Source organism: Cognataquiflexum rubidum (genome assembly GCF_022538115.1).
Classification (GTDB): Bacteria; Bacteroidota; Bacteroidia; order Cytophagales; family Cyclobacteriaceae; genus Cognataquiflexum; species Cognataquiflexum rubidum.
In genome coordinates, this window is the sequence record NZ_JAKZAL010000012.1 from 118,967 (window position 1) to 137,572 (window position 18,606).

16 protein-coding genes are annotated in these 18,606 nt (G+C 41.7%); 11 read left to right on the top strand and 5 right to left on the bottom strand.

Going from position 1 to position 18,606, the window contains the following annotated elements; genetic code table 11:
• Positions 1-33: 33 nt before the first annotated feature.
• Positions 34-1,569: a M20/M25/M40 family metallo-hydrolase gene (locus MMU05_RS14005; protein ID WP_241142303.1), complete on the bottom strand. Its 1,536-nt coding sequence runs from the start codon at positions 1,567-1,569 to the stop codon at positions 34-36.
• Between the two features lie 157 nt (positions 1,570-1,726).
• On the opposite strand from MMU05_RS14005, the gene MMU05_RS14010 reads away from it, so the two are divergent.
• The 7 genes from MMU05_RS14010 to MMU05_RS14040 all read left to right on the top strand — a co-directional run bounded on the left by MMU05_RS14010 (position 1,727) and on the right by MMU05_RS14040 (position 7,970).
• Complete coding sequence (locus tag MMU05_RS14010; protein ID WP_241142304.1) at positions 1,727-2,704, top strand: phosphotransferase; 978 nt, start codon at positions 1,727-1,729, stop codon at positions 2,702-2,704.
• A complete protein-coding gene (locus MMU05_RS14015; RefSeq protein ID WP_241142305.1) occupies positions 2,701-3,984 on the top strand; it encodes an ADP-ribosylglycohydrolase family protein in 1,284 nt (427 codons plus the stop codon). The genes MMU05_RS14010 and MMU05_RS14015 overlap by 4 nt, the downstream gene beginning before the upstream one ends.
• A 152-nt stretch (positions 3,985-4,136) precedes the next feature.
• Positions 4,137-4,385: a DUF6364 family protein gene (locus tag MMU05_RS14020; protein WP_241142306.1), complete on the top strand. Its 249-nt coding sequence runs from the start codon at positions 4,137-4,139 to the stop codon at positions 4,383-4,385.
• Positions 4,385-4,801, top strand: a complete 417-nt coding sequence (locus tag MMU05_RS14025) for a type II toxin-antitoxin system VapC family toxin (RefSeq protein WP_241142307.1) — start codon at positions 4,385-4,387, stop codon at positions 4,799-4,801. Before MMU05_RS14020 ends, MMU05_RS14025 begins: the two co-directional genes overlap by 1 nt.
• A gap of 56 nt (positions 4,802-4,857) precedes the next feature.
• Complete coding sequence (locus tag MMU05_RS14030) at positions 4,858-5,808, top strand: polysaccharide deacetylase family protein (RefSeq protein WP_241142308.1); 951 nt, start codon at positions 4,858-4,860, stop codon at positions 5,806-5,808.
• A 527-nt stretch (positions 5,809-6,335) separates the two neighbouring features.
• Entirely contained in the window at positions 6,336-6,659 is a 324-nt protein-coding gene (locus MMU05_RS14035) for a helix-turn-helix domain-containing protein (protein WP_241142309.1), read from the top strand.
• Positions 6,660-6,662: 3 nt separating this feature from the next.
• Positions 6,663-7,970 (top strand): type II toxin-antitoxin system HipA family toxin, encoded by a 1,308-nt coding sequence (locus tag MMU05_RS14040; RefSeq protein WP_241142310.1) that lies wholly within the window; start codon positions 6,663-6,665, stop codon positions 7,968-7,970.
• Between the two features lie 76 nt (positions 7,971-8,046).
• Here MMU05_RS14040 and MMU05_RS14045 read toward each other — a convergent pair whose 3' ends face one another.
• The 4 genes from MMU05_RS14045 to MMU05_RS14060 form a co-directional block, all read right to left on the bottom strand.
• Positions 8,047-8,634 (bottom strand): DUF3244 domain-containing protein, encoded by a 588-nt coding sequence (locus MMU05_RS14045; protein ID WP_241142311.1) that lies wholly within the window; start codon positions 8,632-8,634, stop codon positions 8,047-8,049.
• A gap of 391 nt (positions 8,635-9,025) precedes the next feature.
• Positions 9,026-9,532, bottom strand: a complete 507-nt coding sequence (locus MMU05_RS14050) for an acyl-CoA thioesterase (RefSeq protein ID WP_241142312.1) — start codon at positions 9,530-9,532, stop codon at positions 9,026-9,028.
• 282 nt (positions 9,533-9,814) lie between these two features.
• Positions 9,815-10,975: a succinylglutamate desuccinylase/aspartoacylase family protein gene (locus MMU05_RS14055; RefSeq protein ID WP_241142313.1), complete on the bottom strand. Its 1,161-nt coding sequence runs from the start codon at positions 10,973-10,975 to the stop codon at positions 9,815-9,817.
• Between the two features lie 32 nt (positions 10,976-11,007).
• Positions 11,008-12,858, bottom strand: coding sequence for a CBS domain-containing protein (locus MMU05_RS14060; RefSeq protein WP_241142314.1), 1,851 nt, complete (start codon positions 12,856-12,858; stop codon positions 11,008-11,010).
• Positions 12,859-13,184: 326 nt separating this feature from the next.
• Between MMU05_RS14060 and MMU05_RS14065 the strand changes: the two genes are divergently transcribed.
• The 4 genes from MMU05_RS14065 (at position 13,185) to MMU05_RS14080 (ending at position 18,457) form a co-directional block, all read left to right on the top strand.
• On the top strand, positions 13,185-14,114 hold the full coding sequence (locus MMU05_RS14065; RefSeq protein ID WP_241142315.1) for a bile acid:sodium symporter family protein: 930 nt from the start codon (positions 13,185-13,187) through the stop codon (positions 14,112-14,114).
• 18 nt (positions 14,115-14,132) lie between these two features.
• Positions 14,133-15,140, top strand: coding sequence for a 1-acyl-sn-glycerol-3-phosphate acyltransferase (locus MMU05_RS14070; protein WP_241142316.1), 1,008 nt, complete (start codon positions 14,133-14,135; stop codon positions 15,138-15,140).
• A 284-nt stretch (positions 15,141-15,424) separates the two neighbouring features.
• On the top strand, positions 15,425-16,519 hold the full coding sequence (gene hppD, locus MMU05_RS14075) for a 4-hydroxyphenylpyruvate dioxygenase (RefSeq protein WP_241142317.1): 1,095 nt from the start codon (positions 15,425-15,427) through the stop codon (positions 16,517-16,519).
• Between the two features lie 204 nt (positions 16,520-16,723).
• Entirely contained in the window at positions 16,724-18,457 is a 1,734-nt protein-coding gene (locus MMU05_RS14080; protein WP_241142318.1) for a phospho-sugar mutase, read from the top strand.
• Positions 18,458-18,606: the final 149 nt, after the last annotated feature.

The following is an 18,606-nucleotide window of genomic DNA, read 5'->3' on the forward strand; positions in this document are numbered from 1 at the left end:
GTGTCCTCAGTGCCCTCTGTGGTAAATAAAATATCAATTCCAAGGTTTTCTTGGTAGTTTTTCGTCCCGCTGAGCGGTGTTATAGACCATGGCAGCAATGATGACAGCCGCCTGCGTCATGTCCGCAAACTGCATCCTTTCATACAAATCCATATTGGTATGGTATCCCTTGCCGTAATCAATCGGGTCTTGAATAAACTGAAATCCCGGAACACCTACCGCCTCAAAAGCAACGTGGTCTGTTGAACCTGTATTTCTCCTAGTGATCGTATTGGCACCCAATTCATGGAAAGGCTCGAACCACTTCTCGAAAATCGGAACCACCATGTCATTTCCCTCCACGTAGATGCCACGGATTTTCCCTGAACCGTTATCTAAATTGTAGTAAGCGGAGATTTTATCCCATTCGGACTTTTTCTCTTTGGATGTTCTGTCGGCTACATACTTTTGGACATATCCCCTAGAACCAAATAATCCCTGCTCCTCCTCACCCCAAATCGCAATCCTGATAGTCCGCTTCGGTTGTACATTCAGCGCTTTCAAAATCCTGATCGCCTCCATCATCACCGCCACTCCTGCAGCATTGTCATTGGCGCCTGTTCCGGCATGCCAACTGTCAATATGCGCACCAAGCATCACGATTTCGGCTTTGAGGTTCTTGTCAGTTCCTGGGATTTCAGCCAATACATTGTAGCCTTTGTAATCATCGTCCAACCATTCCACTTCGATTTCGGCTTCGATGCTGACCGATTTTCCGTTTTTCAACAACCTGTAAATCCTGCCATAATGCTCTGCTGCAATTTCCATTTCTGGAACGGTAGGTTTCTTATCTGTGCTGTATGATCCTGCTCTTGTATGGAATACTGTACCGAAGCTTCCCCTTGTCCCGGTAAGCCTCAACCCAACCTCCTCTTCCAAAAGGAATGCTGTGAGCTTTTGGTCCAAGTCACGCTGCGCACGCATCTGGGCCAACACTTCAGGTGTATAGCGGGCATTGTTACCACCGATATTGATGGTCTTTCTGTCTTCCAATTCTTGGTCAGTCCATCTTTTGGCTTCTGCTTCGAAAGCAGGATTGAGCGTCAGTGTTGCAGGTGCCATGACGACTTTACCTTTGAGCTTGCCTTTGTATTTGTCAAAATCGGCATCTGAATTAATTTCCAGCAAGGTCACCTCGGATTCCACCAATCCTTTGGTCCCATCTGTCCAGGCCTTTGGATAGCCAATCACTTGGGCATAATAAGGCAACTTCATCGCGATGTAGGATTTCTTCACATTCCATCCCCTGCCAAATTCCCCGTAGGAATCGATTTTGACATTGGAAAGTCCCCACTCTTGGAATTTCTCTGAAGTCCAAGCCCTTGCATTTCGTAAGTTGGTGGATCCGGAAAGCCTTGGTCCTAGGTAATCTGTCAGGTGGAAGGAAATGTCCTGAATTTGGGATTTGTTGATGCCTTCAGTTTTGATGCGGTGCATCATCTCGAGGTCAACTTGCTCCTGCGCCCAAGCCTGACCAATGAACAGTAAAAAAGCGAGGGATAAAATGGTAAGTCTGTATTTTTGATTCATAATTTAAGGGATTGAATTTTAAGTTTGGTTGTTAAGTTGGATGTCCGATGACCGGTGTAACGGTTGTTTCTTTAATTCAGAAACCAAAAATGTAAAAAAATCCAAAATGGTACTTGCCATCAATGTAATATTCTAAATTCGTCTCAAATACATTTTCATGATTTTACAGATTCCCTTAAATCCCCTTCAAGAAAAATACCTTAGAAAGTCAGGCCTCCTCTTCCCCGATGAACAAATCCTCGAATACAGCAAAGCCGGTGAAGGAAATATGAATGTGGTCGTCAGGCTTAAAACTGAAGACCGCAGCCTCATCCTCAAACAATCCCGGCCTTTTGTCAACAAATACCCAACAATTCCCGCTCCCTTGGGCAGGATTTTTATCGAAGACGATTACTATCGGATCATCAATTCACATGAATTTCTTTCCGGATTTTCCCCAAAAATCATCCTTCGGGACAAAAAAAACCACCTCGTTGCCATGGATGACCTAGGAATCGGGGCGGACTTTATGGGCATTTACAGTGAGAAAATCAATCTTTCTCCGGATGAAATAGCCACCCTCCCGGAATATCTTCTTTCCCTCCATAAACTAGAAATTCGAAATTTTCCGGACAACATGGACATGAAAAAGCTCAACCATGAGCATATTTTTTTCTACCCATTTATGGAGTTCAATGGTTTTGACCTCGACAGCATACAGCCCGGATTGCAGGCCATGTCCATGAAATTCAAAACTGACCTTGCCTTGAAAAATACTGTCAAAACATTGGGTAAAAGGTACCTGCAGAAAGGAAAACACCTGCTTCACGGGGATTTTTATCCCGGAAGTTGGATCAGGGTAGACTCGGGACTGAAGGTAATCGATCCGGAATTTGCATTTATGGGAGATGCGGAATTTGACCTTGCCGTCTTGATCGCCCATCTCAAAATGGCCAAAACAAACCCTGAAACCATCCAAAACATCCTTGGCCGTTATACTTCTAAATCACCTATAGATGAAAAACTGCTCCACCAATATACCGGAACAGAAATCCTCCGAAGGCTTATCGGATTGGCACAACTCCCACTGGAACTGACCTTGGAGGAAAAATCCGCTTTGGCTGATGAAGCTGCAAAATTGATCCTTAAACCATGAAAAAAAGAATATTTTCAGGCCTGCTGCTCGCCATATTTGGGTTTATTATTTCCTGCAAAAGCCCTGAAACCAACACCGACATCCCGGAAGAGGAGATCAAGCCACTGACACTTTCAGACGAAGAACTCCAAGACAAAGTATTGGGAATGCTTGTGGGTTCGGCAATCGGAGATGCCATGGGCGCACCAACAGAAATGTGGTCACGGGAAATGATCAGCGCAGAATATGGTTTTGTACAGGACTTGGACTCCATGGTCAGGGAAGTATCACCTGAGGGAATTTGGAAAGCCAACCTACCCGCCGGCGGTACCACTGACGATACGAGATGGAAGAAACTCGCCTTCGAATATCTTGCAGGCGAAAACCCAAAGTCACTCGATCCAAAGCAGTTCGCCTCCCATATCCTGGCACAATTTGACGGGTATCTTGCTGAATACAAAACCATCGAAAGCGAAACCGCCGAACCCTTTGAAGCAAATTCCCTTAAAGTGGGTTGGTTGCAGGAATGGGCAAAACCCGCTCGCCCCTATGTCAAAAATGACCTGAACGGCTATCAGATCGGACTCAGTACTTTCTATGGTGGGGAAATGGTCTGCGCAGGATTGCTTTATGCGCCTGCGATCGGGGCGTTTTTTCCTGAAAACCCCGAAAAAGCCTATGCTGAGGCCTTCAAATTAGCCTTGTTTGATATCGGCTATGCGAAAGACATCACGGCACTTTCCGCAGCGATGACCTCCGCAGCCATGAAAAAAGATGCCAACCAAGCCGGAGTCCTCGACGTGCTGAGGTCAGTCGATCCGGAGCAATATTATGGGGCAAGGTTGGTAGGAAGAAGTTCCTACAGAATCCTGCAGACCGCCCTGCAGATCGTGCAGGAGGCCAAAGCCATCAACGAAGCCAAGGTCACCACCGAAGAGGAAAGGATCGCAAACGTCCAAAAATGGACTCCCGAGTACCTTCAGCCTGCCTTCGAAAAACTCGACCAACACCTGCAAGACATGCCTTTCCATGCCGGAGAAATCCACCTTCAGGTTCTGACAGCCATGATTTTTGCGGATTTTGATTTTGAGAAAACACTCATTTTCCTTGTCAACTATGGCAGGGACAACGACACCACAGCAGCTATCGCCGGAGCAATATTGGGAGCATATTATGGTTTCGACCGACTTCCCGAGCAGATGAAAAATCAAGTTCTCGAGGTCAATAAAAATGAATTGGACATCGACTTGGTGGAATTGTCGAAGAATATGACTGAGAATCTATTGAGGAGGTATGAGTGAGTGAGTTAAGGGTTAGTTGGTTAATTGGTTAATGGTTAATTGGTTATTTGAAGCCTTGTTTAAAGAAACATTTTAAATAAAATACACGTGTAAAAATATAGGTATTGACACGTGTAAATTTTATTTCTAAATTGGTATTTAAATTCAAAGCTATGAATTCGAAACTGACGCTAACGATTGAGAAATCAGTCATTGAAAACGCCAAAAAATACGCCCGAAAGAGGGAAAGGAGTCTCTCGGATTTGATTGAAAACTACCTGAAAGCCTTGACTAATGAAGAACCTTTACCTGAAAATGAATTGACTCCGATTGTCAAATCTTTGAAAGGCTCATTTAAAATGCCGGAAAATTTCGATTATAAGAAAGAATTAACAGACCGCCTATCTGAAAAATATTTATAATGGAAACTGTTTTAATAGATACAGATGTTATCCTCGATTTCTTTTTTGACAGAAAACCATTTTCAGAAGAAGCATCAAGACTTTTGAGTTTATGTGAAAAAGGAGAAGTCAAAGGTTTTGTTACTTCTATCATGTTGAGCAATGTCTATTATTTACTGCGGAAAACAGCAAACCATGAAAAGGTGATTGAAAATCTAAAAATGCTGATGAACATCATCGATGTCACCACAACAAACAAAAATACTGTCATTGAGGCACTTAACTCTGAATTCAAAGATTTTGAGGATGCGCTTCAGAATTTCTCAGCCAAAAATGAAAAAGAAATCAAAGTCATCATTACCAGAAATATTAAAGATTATAAATCAAGCACTTTATCCATAATGACCCCGGAATCTTATCTGAAATCAGCCAATTAGAAAGGTCATTTTGAAATCATAAGTCTCTTGGAGCTCTAATGTTTCTCGAAAAAAAAATGAAAAGAAAAACGACAACCAAATGGCTTCTCTGCTTACTGACCTGCCTTTTCTTTGAAGCGCTTTCTGCATATAGTCAAACGAATGTGGCAATAACGATAGATGATGTACCAAACACCCGGCAATTTAAAACGGATGATTTTCAATCTCATTTACTAGATAAACTGGATTCATTAAATATTCCGGTTGCAATTTTTATCAATGAAGGATTGCTCTATAAAACTGATTCAATTGCCAGAAATTTTAAACTCTTGGTTGATTGGGCAAAAAAGGATTTTGTTACTCTTGGTAACCACACGTTTAGCCATGCCAGGTATTCAGATGTGGGGTTTGGACCATTCAAGGCAGATGTTAAAAAAGGTGAATTCATCAGCCGGGAGCTCTCAGGCAAATACAATAAACCACTTCAATATTTTCGGTTCCCATTCAATGATTTAGGGAAAGATTCCGTCCAACAAATTTTGATTCACAGCTTTCTCAAGGAAAAAAAGTACATCAGCACTCCTTTCACAGTGGAAAGTTCTGATTGGATGTTCAATTATATCTATGAGTATTATCTTTCACATTCTGAACCAGAAAAGGCAAAGGAAATCGGTGAGTTATATGTTTCCAAAACCATAGATTATTTCCATTTTTTTGATTCCCTTTCTATAGAAAAATATGGAAGAAAAGTGAACCAAATCTTTCTTTGTCATGATAATGCTTTGAACTCCAAATACCTTGGTGAAATCGTCCGGAAGTTAAAAGAGGAAAACTACAACTTCATTAGTCTGGAAACCGCTCTACAAGACACTGTTTACCTCCAAGAAAATCAGTATTATCAAAAATGGGGAGTTTCTTGGTTCTACAGGTGGATGCCTGTGCAGCAGGAAAGAACCCGTTGGATGAGGTTAGAACCAGATTTGAGTCTGATTGAATCATTATACCGAGAATTAACGGATAAAGAATAAAGAAATGGAAAAGCCCTTCTTTCTCCCAATTGAAGAATCCTTGTTCAAACCAAATCCCATAAAAATCAATAAACCAAACAGAATTCATCTTGCTGGCGAAATAGCAGGTTTTGATAAAAAAAAAGCCCTGAAGAATTAACTACAGGGCTTTGGTCTTCAATAGTGGTTAAGTTTACAAGAAAAGGGTTTTTGTTCTTCCGGTCGCGTCAGTGACTTTCAATGACACTTCATTGGCATTCAGATTTTTTAAGTGATAGACTTTTGTAAAAGCTTCGGCTTGGTCGATTTTTCTGAATTTGGTTGACTCCCCACGCGATTTGGTTTATTAGACTCATGCTTTTCTAATTTCAAATTAATTTTTATTGCATGAAAAATAATTCACTATATATATAAATAAGATTTAATGAATGAATATTCATTCGTATAATATTTAATTAAAAAAAATGTTTAAATTTGTATTGTATACCATTCATAAAATACTATATTACTATATAATGACTGACAAATCATCCAAAAATTGGTTTTCTATGAGCGATCAAGCTTTAACAGAGCAAATCGGTACTTTTGTGAGGCATCACCGTGTGAAACAAAATAAAACACAGGATACTTTGGCCTTGGAATCCGGCATCAGCCGCTCGACTTTGAGTCTTTTGGAGCGGGGAGAAACGGTCACGGTCGCCACCCTAATCCAGGTATTGCGGATGCTTTACAGGTTGGACATCATGGATTCATTTGAAATAAAAGAGACAATAAGTCCGTTGGACCTGGTTAAAAAACAAAAAGTCAATCGGCAGCGGGTTAGGCTGAAATCCAAGGGAACTGAAAAAAAAGAGGAACAAATCGATTGGTAAGACATGGAGGTAGCTAGTGTTTCTATTTGGGGGAAATCTGTTGGAGCTGTCGCTTGGGATGGAAAAGCCGGTTATGCAATATTTGAATTTGAGCCTAAATTCAGGCAACTTAGTTGGGATTTGTCTCCATTAAAAATGCCCGTTGGAATAATCCAAAGTAAATTTTCATTTCCTGACCTCCGTGGAGGAAAAAATCCAGAATATGACACATTCAAGGGATTACCGGGACTATTGGCAGATGCGTTGCCCGACAGATATGGTAACCAACTAATCAACTTATGGCTAGCTCAGCAAGGCCGTCCTACGGATAGCATGAATCCTGTAGAAATGCTCTGTTTCATAGGAACCCGGGGCATGGGCGCATTAGAATTTGAACCTGTAGTACTCAAAGAGACCAAACGTGTTTTCTCTATTGAAATCGACAGCCTAGTTGACACAGCCAAAAATATACTGAATCAGAAGGAGATATTTTTCACCGATCTCCAAAAAGATGAAGAGCAGGCACTTACAGAGATTCTCAAAATAGGCACTTCCGCCGGTGGTGCCAGACCAAAGGCGTTAATAGCTTGGAATGAAAATACAGGAGAGGTTAAATCAGGCCAAACGACAGCACCAAAAGGATTTGGTCATTGGCTGATCAAGCTTGATGGTGTCAGTGATTTTCAGCTTGGTTCAAGTCATGGATTTGGGCGGGTGGAAATGGCTTATCACCGTATGGCAAAAGCCTGCGGGATCGTAATGATGCCTTGTAGGCTTTTGGAAGAAAATGGGAGGGCACATTTTATGACCAAGCGATTTGACCGGGAGGACGGGGGGGTGAAGCACCATGTACAAACTTTTTGTGCACTGAAGCATTTTGATTATAATCAGGTAGGCAGCTTCAGTTACGAACAACTATTCCAATGTATGAGGGAGCTTAAGTTGAGTTATGCAGATGCAGAACAGATGTTTAGGAGGATGGTATTCAATGTTATAGCTCGGAATTGTTATGACCATATCAAAAATTTTTCGTTTTTGTTGCGACAGGGAGGAAAATGGGAATTGGCTCCTGCATATGATCTTTGCCATGCATTCCGGCCGGGAAGCGATTGGGTAAGCCAACATGCCCTGAGCATCAATGGCAAGCGAAAAAACATCAAAAGAGAGGATCTGATGACTATAGGAAATTCCATCCACTGCAAAAATGCTTCAGTCATCATTGATGAAATAAATGATATCGTCCAAGATTGGAAAATATTTGCAGATGAAGTTCAAGTCTATCTTAAACTCCGCGATGAAATAGGCGGAACCCTTATAAATATTAATAGGTAATTCTAAAATAGAATTATAACGAAAAAAAGCCCTGAAGAATTAACTCCAGGGCTTTGGTCTTCAATAGTGGTTAAGTTTACAAGAAAAGGGTTTTTGTTCTTCCGGTTGCATCAGTGACCTTCAGTGACACATCTTTGTTATTCAGGTTTTTTAAGTGATAGACTTTGGTAAATGCTTCGGCTTGGTCGATTTTTTCAGAAAAAATGGACCTTCCGTTTTGGTCTAAAATTTCAACTTTTGTTCCGGGCTCCTCCAATCCGATCACTGCCAATCTGAAGGAGTTTTCGTCAATGCTTTTGCCGTAGGCCATCAAAGGAAGCGGTGCAGGTGCCTCTTTGGTTTCTACTGTGTAAATCATCTTCTCAGCACTTGGTTCTTTGATATTGCTTTCGATGGAGATTTGGTATTCTCCGGCAGGAAGCTGTGAAAGGTCATAAGGAACCTGCATGTCTTCCTTTACTTTCACATATTGCTGGTGAAGTTTCTTGCCATCACTGTCAAGGACGGCGAGTTTGACTTTGCCCAATCCTTCTTTTAAGGAGATGGCCACTTTCTTGTCTTTGGAACGTACGGAAGACATTTCTTCGATTCCGTCATTTGATGCGTTTGCAATGCTGGCTACACCTAGTGTGGCGGCTAATGCGAGTGTGAGTAATTTTTTCATTTTGTGTGGTTGTTTATAAGTTGGTATGATCCCTTATCCATCTTCTGTTCCAATTTTATTTTGGTAGTGACCGTGCCAGTTTTCAGGTAAAATAATTTTAACCCAAACGTTAAAAATTTAACATTCAATCGGTTGCGAATAAGGGATTGAAATTAAAAAACTGTATTATCCTGATACAATTGACCAAGAAAGTGTCCTGTTTCGAAACAGATTTCGGTAAAAAACTAAGTTTACCACTTTGCCAAAGGTTGCATGAGGCTGGAAATATTAACCTAATTTAATTTTGAAAAATTTTTAGAAAATCCTTTTGGCAAAAATCAAATAAAAAAACCTGTACGCTTTTGTACAGGTTCCGTTCTACATCGGTCAAGAAAAGCGTACAGATAGGCTTTTACAATTCTGATTTGATGATTTTGACCCTTTCGGAAATGGTCATGTTACTGATATCGAGGTTTTCGGAAGTGGCTTTGAGAAATTCCAAAACTGCTCCCTCGTGGTCGGTCGATGCGCCTTCTTTGACAGTTACATAGCGCATTGTGGTCCAAAGGACAGTTTTGAGCTCCTTTTGTGCATCATCGGTCATGTAGTATTCGACGACTATGGTGTTGTGGTTGTACCAAAGCAGACGGCTCATAATACGGACCCACTCCCCCACTTTGGCCGGACGGACATAAGAAATGTTGTGGTTATAGACTACCCAAGCTGATTTATACTTTCGGATAAAATCGATCACTTCGACACCATAAAGCTTCGGAACCTGATCTTCCCGTGCATTGAAAAAGTAGTCAAAGTATTTGGCATTGTTGAGGTGCTGCAGCGGGTCGCAATCCTGAAACCTGATGACGACGCGGCTTTCCGTTTCCTTTGGATAGTGCTTTTCTGGATTGTATTCAAACATGGGGATATTGGTTAATGGTTATTTGGTTTTAGGTCCCTGAGCTTGTCGAAGGGTTGGTTAATTGTCATTCGAGACCTGAATTAAAATCCATTAAACCACGACCTCTTAGCCAATATCAGTGAATATCCATCCCGATAACTATCGGGATCAATAAATATCAACTAACAATGAACCTCTAAAATTTCAACGAATCCTAAATATCTATTAATATCCAATATCAATGAATATCAATCAAAGATAAACCTCTAAATTTCAAAGAATCCTCGAAATCAAAAAATAAACCTACCACCAGCCCTCATTTTTATACATTTTCTTTTTGGAGGCTTTTTCGCGGTTGTATAGTCGGAGGTACTGTCCATCCAAATGCCTGACCCGGTAACCAAGTAAATGAAAAAGTGGTTTGGCCATATACTTGGCGATTTTAAGGTCCACACGTAGAATTTCCTTGTCCCGATGTTCCCACTTCACTCCAGGGAGTAAAGTAAAGAGGTTGTCTATTTTGATTTTCCTTAGAAAAGCGGATAGCCTTAACGCCCAAATCGGAATCTTGCGGATGATAAAAAACCCGTCACTGCCTTGATTTTGGTAAAGGGGCATAAACAGCCTTCCATCAAAACCGGAATAGACAGGCAAAAAGTTATTGGTAGCCAATTGGGTTCCTTTATTGATTTTTTGAAAACTCTCAAATCCCGGCAGCATCTTAAACACATCCATTCCTATGATCCGGTGCAAGTGTACGACTTCGAAAATATCCCTTACCGAGGCAGCGGATTTCTCCAATTGTTTCACATGGCTGGTATAATCCTCAACATCAAGTTTGCCTAGGGACCTTGCCGACACCAAAGTCATATAGGTAAATGCAATACTGTTTCTCACTGCTTCAGGATCCTGATGCTGTCCGGATTCAAAACCAATGGCAACATATCCCAACTGATTGATATAGCTTAGCAGGGGTCCTTCGAGAAATTCTTCAATACCGAGGACCACGGGAACGGGAAATTGCAAGGCAAACTTCCTGTTGATCATCGAGTCATTGATGGTGATGAAAGGAAGAGTCTTGCTCGAAGTGGTATGATAATCGATAAAATAAAAGGGACCTTTTTCTGATTTGGTGATTTCCTTTAGCAAATCCAAAAGTTCGAGAAGCTCCTTTTCCTCTTCCAAAAGGGCTTTCTTATTTGCGACCATTTTGATGTTTGTCTTGGTCCAAAGTCTGTTGAGGTCAATATCCAAAAATCTTTTGCCTTCAGAAAGTGCCTTCAGATTTCCCCTGAGGGCATAAATTGATCCCCTTAGGATATCTTGGCGTGTAGAAAGGTCTACCAAAACCCGCTCTAATGCCGTGACTCCAGCAGGTTCGTTGCCGTGAATTCCTGCAAAAAACAAGACGGTCGGACCGGGTTTTTCCCCTTTCAATTTTTGGATTACCCGTCTGACAGGCATATCAATTTTGGAGGGTGAAGTTTGGGCATCAATCATAGGTCATTTGAAGTCAAAATCCCAATTAGTTTGTTTTCTCGCACCACAGGCAATGCATGTATCTTGTGCCGGTCCATCAATTCTTTGGCTTCATCCACAGTACTATCCTGTCCGATGGTGATCAATTCGGTTTTCATCAGTGATTTGACTGTCGATTGGGTAGCATTTCCATTTTCAAAAAGAAGCTGGACATCAACCCAAGACAAAATCCCGAGAAGTTCCTTGTCGCCTTTGATGACGGGCATGTGGTGGATATTTTTCCATTTCATCATATGGGCGACCAATTCGATCGAATCTTTTTCCTCCACCGAAAATATGTCTGTACTCATGACATGGTGGACTTTTTTGGTGATGTTAAACTGCGACATCGCTTCAGGTGGAAGAACTTTCCATTCAGACACCGGCTTTTTACTTTCCTGGTTGAGGTACAAGTTTGCGGTCAACACCTGCACGGCAGCATCGGGTTTTTTGGTAGTAAGGAGATTCCTGTAGCTTTTGGTTATCCATTCTGATCCGTTGTGGGTATTGATTCTGTTTTGGATGACAGAAAGGTACTTCTCAATATCTCCTTCAGAAATTCCGACTTTTGTCAAACCATCCCTTGCTATGGGAAGGAATACTTCTGATAACAATTTTTGTGCGGAATACAATTTCCCCTCCCAATGAAACTGTACTGCCATCCCATACCTTGCTGCCGCTAAGAAATTGGATTTCACTTCTTTGAAATCCATCATCAGGTGGAGCTCCTTGTATTTCTCAGGTCTTCCTTTCATCAGTCCCACCCAAAAAGCCATATTGGCAATCTGATCAATGACCGTCGGACCCGAAGGGAGATATCGGCATTCGATCCTGAGGTGAGGCTTTCTATCTCCGACTCCGAAGCAGGCACGGTTCCATCGATAGACTGTTCCGTTGTGAAGACAAAGTGCTTTAAGTAAAGGGATTTCTCCTTTTTCGACCAAATCCACACTATCCGATTCAAAGTCTGCCGTCAGGATGCTGCGAAATCGAGCAATGTTATCTTTGAACACATCCGAAATGGAACCTGTCTGCCATTTGCTTTCAAAACTTACCCTCGGTTGGTTTTCATTGAGCAAAAAGGAATTGGTCCTGACATCAACACTTTGGGTAAAAAGGGCAATCCTTGTTTCACTCCAAAGCTCTTTTCCAAAAAGCAAGGGAGAATTGCTGCAGGCCGCCAATACAGGACCTGTGATAGCCTGAGACCAATTAAACATCTCCACAAACTCCTCGGGATCCAACTGCAGGTGCATCTGAAAACTCGTATTGCATCCCTCCAACATTACTGAATCGTGGAGCATTGTCACCTCATCCACTCCTTTGATATGGATGCTGAAGTCCTGCCCCCGGGATTCTTTGGCGGCCTCATTGAGGACAAAATAGCGGTCTACAACAGTCATACTTTCCAAAGTCGTATGCTTTGGCGCGATGGTGGGCAATATTCCTGTGATGATAATTCTGGATCCGGATTTTTGGGCAGCGGCTTTACCTTTGTCCAACAGTGAATCTAAATCCTGATGGAGGATGGAAAAACAATCCTTGCCTAGAACAATGGGGTCTGTATTGATTTCGAGGTTATAATTTCCGATTTCGGTAGTGAAATGCCTGTCATTTATTTCATCAAGGACTTGAAGTGAATTACTTTGGGGCAAAAACTCAGAATCCACGATACAAAACTCCTGCTCGGCACCGATGCGAATCGGAGATTTCTCAAACATATCGCGCTGTATCATCAGTTCGAGGGCTTCCATGTCCCGGACCAAATGGTGCAGGTAAATGGCCCTCTGTTTTTTCCCCGTTAATTTCCTAACATTCTTTGACCCCATATTTCTATTTCAAGAGAATGTGAAGCTAGCGAAAATCAATACCTGAAAACATGAGAAATGTCATTGAAGCTATTGATATTTATCGGGTAGTGGAATAGGGAAAAATCCACAATGATTTCGGGCAGTGGTGCCCATTAATTTTATGGATTACTCAGGTCTTCGATATCTGTCCACCCACAGAAATTAATTTGAACTATAAACCAACTAATGATTAGTAATTGAAAAAAATCTATTTACCCAAAACAAATTCACTTTAATCCCCAAAGGCTATGTTCGGATTAAAAACAATAATCAGTATCTTTCTTGGATAAACTCAAAGTAAATATATGGTCGAAGCCCTTGATAGCAGTACATTAAACTTCAATCAGGATTCTCTTTTCCTGCTCAATATTTCACTGGCGATCATCATGTTTGGGGTTGCGCTGGACCTGAGACTTACAGACTTCAAGTACATCGCCAAAAACCCAAAAGCTTTTTGGCTCGGGATTTTTTCCCAGTTTTTTTTCTTGCCTCTTTTGACATTGGTATTGGTTTATCTGATCAGTCCCCCGCCTTCTGTGGCTTTGGGGATGTTTTTGGTAGCAGCCTGTCCGGGAGGGAATGTTTCCAATTTTTTGACGCACCTAGCAAAAGGAAATACGGCATTATCTGTTTCATTGACAGCTTTTTCCACAGGGTTTTCAATATTTATTACCCCTTTCAATTTTGCACTGTGGTCAGGATTCTATGGACCAACGGCTGATTTGCTTCAGGAGATATCACTTTCTTACACAGATGTGTTTCAGACTGTGGCTCTGATTTTGGGTATTCCGTTGGTCTTGGGGATGATGGTCAACAACCGATTTCCAAATTGGGCTGCCAGAGCCACCAAAATCCTCAAACCTGTCAGTATCCTCATTTTTGCAGCATTTGTGGTGATTGCCTTTGTCGGTAATTACAACCTGTTTTTGAAGTTCATTGGGTTGATTTTTCTTTGGGTGTTGGGACATAATTTCGTCGCTTTGTTTTCGGGTTATTCCCTTGCAAAAATCGGAAAACTGAGCTTGGCTGATACCAAAACACTTACAATTGAAACAGGAATCCAAAATTCCGGTTTGGCATTGGTGCTGATATTTACTTATTTCGATGGATTGGGAGGAATGGCTATCATTGCAGCTTGGTGGGGCATTTGGCACATCATCTCGGGAATGAGTCTTTCACTTTATTGGAAAAGAATAAAAGAAACAAATCCGCGATGGGTCACCCAAAAAGGATAGCCACGAAAAATCAGATTCATGAAAAACCTTTTCAACGCCATTCTAAGGCTTGCTGTCAAAATTGCCCTCCATGTTTATTTTTCCCAAATCAAAGTCTATGGAAAGGCAAACATCCCAAAAGGCAAGGCCGTGTTGATCGTATCCAACCACCAAAATGCTTTGATTGACCCGATTCTAATTGCCACCCATACCAATCTGAAACCCCATTTTTTGACTAGGGCCTCTGTATTCAAAAAATCATTTGTGGCCACCTTACTTGATTTTATCAGGATGATTCCCATTTACAGGGTGAGGGACGGAATCAATAACATGGAAAAAAACAATGAAACCTTTGACAAAAGCGTCAATATACTTTTGGAAAAGGGAAGCATTGTGATTTTTGCGGAAGGCAACCACAGCAACCAAAGAAACCTGAGGCCTCTTAAAAAAGGATTCGCCCGCATTGCATTCCAAACTTTGGAAAAACATCCAGATTTAGACTTGGTCATCCTTCCTGTTGGCATCAATTACAGCAATCACCGCTTCTCCGGTAGTAAAGTCAGCTTGATTTTTGGAAAAACCATCCAACCCAAAGATTACTTTCCGCTTTTTGAACCTTTGATGGTGGATACATTCAAGTCTTTGGAACCTTTGGTCAGCACCATCCCGGAAGCTGACTATCAAAAAAACCTTGATGCCCTGATACAAAGCAGAATTGACCTCACTAAACCCGAGGATGTCAAAGAGTTCTTGTCAATGAAAAACCCGAAAATACCTGAAAAGTCCTACTCCAAACCATATTTTTCAAACAAAGTCATGAAAGTACTTCATTTTCCCATTTATTGGATTTGGCTTTGGATCAGGCCAAAAATCCAGGATTTGGTCTTTTATGCCACCTTCAAGTTTGTGATCGGCCTGGTGATGATTCCATTATGGTATGGGTTTTTGGTCTTTGGACTCCCCAAATTAGGCCTTGTAGAATGGTCGTTTTCCTGGGCATTTTTAGGAGTCGTTTACCTATTGGCAAATAGAAACGGGCAGGAGTAGGAAGATTGGAAGTTGGGAGGATGGGAAGATGGATGTTATAAGGTTAGAAAGTTTTGAAAGTTATAAAGTTGTTGATCCCTTGTCAACAGTTGTGGTGCCTGTTAGACAAAATCATCTCTGAAACTGCACACTGCCAAATGTTTGTAAACTGCCAACTAAAAACTGCCAACGAGCCGCTCCAAACTGGCCGCTGCGACTGAAAACTGACCACCGAATACTTCCCTAATTCCTCTCCATTTCCCTATATTTGAACCAAGAAAAAATAAACCCAAAAACCTTAGATTATGAAACAGGATTTTCTTCCCCTCAACGGGACAGATTATGTGGAACTGTACGTCGGCAATGCAAAGCAATCTTCTCTTTTTTACCAGTATGCTTTTGGCTATGAACTCATTGCCTATGCCGGACCGGAGACAGGCATCAGAGACCGTGCGTCTTATGTCTTGAAGCAGGACAAAATCAGGCTAGTTCTTACCACGCCTTTGAAGGAAAACCACCCCATTGCAGATCATATCAAGAAACATGGAGATGGAGTCAAAGTATTGGCACTATGGGTAGATGATGCTGCACAATCCTTCCTCGAAACCGTAAAGCGGGGAGCTATTCCTCACGAAGAACCCAAAGTCAGCAAAGACGAGTTTGGGGAAGTGGTCACCGCCTCCATCAAAACCTACGGAGAGACAATCCACACTTTTGTAGAAAGGAAAAATTATAGGGGTGTCTTTTTACCGGGTTTTAAACCGAGGAAAAGTGAATATCAAGCAAAACCGATTGGATTGAAATACATTGACCATTGTGTGGGTAATGTCGGTTGGGGCGAAATGAACAAGTGGGTGGATTTCTACGAAAATGTAATGGGTTTCAAGCTTCTGATCACCTTCGATGACAAGGACATTTCCACTGAATATTCAGCATTGATGTCAAAAGTAGTCTCCAACGGCAACGGATTCATCAAATTCCCCATCAATGAACCTGCCGAAGGCAAAAAGAAATCCCAGATTGAAGAATACCTCGACTTCTACAATGGACCCGGGGTGCAGCACATGGCTATTGCCACGGATGACATTATCCATACCGTCTCCGAATTGCGAAAAAGAGGCGTTGAGTTTTTGGAAGTTCCGGCTTCATATTATGATGATTTATTGGATAGAGTCGGGAAAATTGAAGAAGACCTACAGCCTTTGAAAGACCTTAATGTTTTGGTTGATCGCGATGAAGAGGGATACCTCCTGCAGATTTTTACCAAGCCTGTGCAGGACCGTCCTACCTTGTTCTACGAAATCATCCAAAGAAAAGGGGCCAAATCATTTGGAAAGGGAAATTTCAAGGCTTTGTTTGAAGCGATTGAAAGAGAGCAGGAATTGAGGGGGAATTTGTAGGAGGAGAGGGAAGTTGGAAGGTTAGGAAGTTGGGAAGTAGGAAGGTGATCAAAGTTTAGTGAGAAGTGGAAAGTGAGAGGAAAAGGTGGTGAAGAAAATGAAATTAGAAAACCCATTCCCATATTATTTCTACATTTTCCATGAGGAATGCAGGTTATTTTATTGAAATATTTAAATTAGAAATCCATTCAAAATTTTTCCAAGATGACAACAGTAGATCCAATGATTTTGGCCAAAGCAAACAGCTGGCTAAACAGTAACATTGACCAAAAGAGTAAAAAAGAAATACAGTCCCTGCTCGATGCACCTGACAAAACAGAATTGATCGACTCCTTTTACAGGGATCTTGAATTTGGGACAGGAGGTCTGAGAGGGCTGATGGGGGTAGGATCCAACAGGATGAATGTCTACACCGTTGCCATGGCTACTCAGGGATTGGCAAATTATTTATTGAAATGCTTTCCTGGTGAGGAGGTAAGTGTTGCGATAACCCACGACTGCAGGATTAACAACACGCTTTTTGCCGAAACGACAGCCAATGTCTTTACAGCCAATGGCATCAAAGTCAAATATTTCCGCGAAATGCGGCCCACCCCGATGCTTTCCTTTGCTATCCGGCATTTTGGATGCAAAAGTGGTGTCATGGTCACAGCATCACACAATCCCAAAGAGTACAACGGCTATAAAGCCTATTGGGATGATGGCGGACAGGTAGTCGCCCCGCATGACAAAAACATCATCGATGAAGTCATGAAGATCACCTCCATGGATGCTGTCAACTGGAATAAAAATGACAGCCTCATTGAATACATTGAGGAGGACTTCGATAAAATCTATTTGGACCTGGTCAAAAAACTAAGCCTCTCCAAAGCTGAAATCCAAGCTCAGAAAAACATGCCGATAGTCTTCTCCCCTATCCATGGTGCCTCCGGCAAAATGGTGCCTGCGGCGCTGAAGGCTTTTGGATTTGAGAATGTCCATGTCGTCAAAGAACAGGAACATCCTGACGGAACTTTCCCTACGGTTATTTACCCAAATCCTGAAGAAGCTGAAGCACTGACAATGGCGATCGAACTCGGTAAAAAAACGGGAGCAGAACTGGTTTTGGCCTGCGATCCTGACGGGGACCGCTATGCGGCTTGCGTACCTGATGGAAAAGGAGGTTATGATTTGTTGAATGGAAACCAAACAGGTGCCCTGTTGACCTACTACCTTTTGAGCAAATGGAAAGAACTCGGAAAGCTTGACGGAAACCAATTTATGGTAAATACCATCGTGACCACAGAACTCATCGATGAGATCTGTAAAGGTTTTAGCGTCACCTGCTTTTCAGTACTGACAGGATTCAAGAACATCGCAGAAATCATCCGAAATCTGGAGGGCAAAAAACAGTTTATCGGTGGTGGCGAAGAAAGCTATGGCTATCTCGTCGGCGATTTTGTGAGGGACAAAGACGGAGTTTCCGCTTGTGCGATGGTTTCTGAGATAGTAGCCTACTACAAATCCCAAGGTAAAACTGTCCAAAATGTGTTGGCAGAGATATATACCCAGTTTGGCTTCTACAAGGAATCTCTGATCTCTGTGACCAAAAAAGGCAAGGATGGGGCGGAACAGATCCAACAGCTGATGGCAGGTTTCAGAACCAACAGACCTACGGAAATGAATGGTATCAAAGTAGTGAAAGTAGTGGATGTAAAGGAGAGTAAAGTGTATGACATTGTCAACGGCACCGAATCTGCTCTAAAAATGGATAAATCAAATGTCATCCAATTCTATTTGGCTGATGGAAGCAAGATTTCTGCAAGACCTTCCGGAACAGAACCAAAAATCAAATATTACTTCTCTGTGAATGAACCACTTCCAAACAAGGAAGCTTACAAAGCTGTAGAAGCTTCCCTTGAAAGAAAAATCGAAGGACTTAAGAAATTCTTCAGTTAAAAATACAGACAAGAAAAAAGTAAAATAAGCCACTTCATTCATTTGGAGTGGCTTATTTGTTTGATTGGGTTTGATGGATGTAAAAAAAACCAATCCAAAAGTAAATAGGTAATATAATTTTAATTTTTACCCTATTTTTGTGCTTGCAA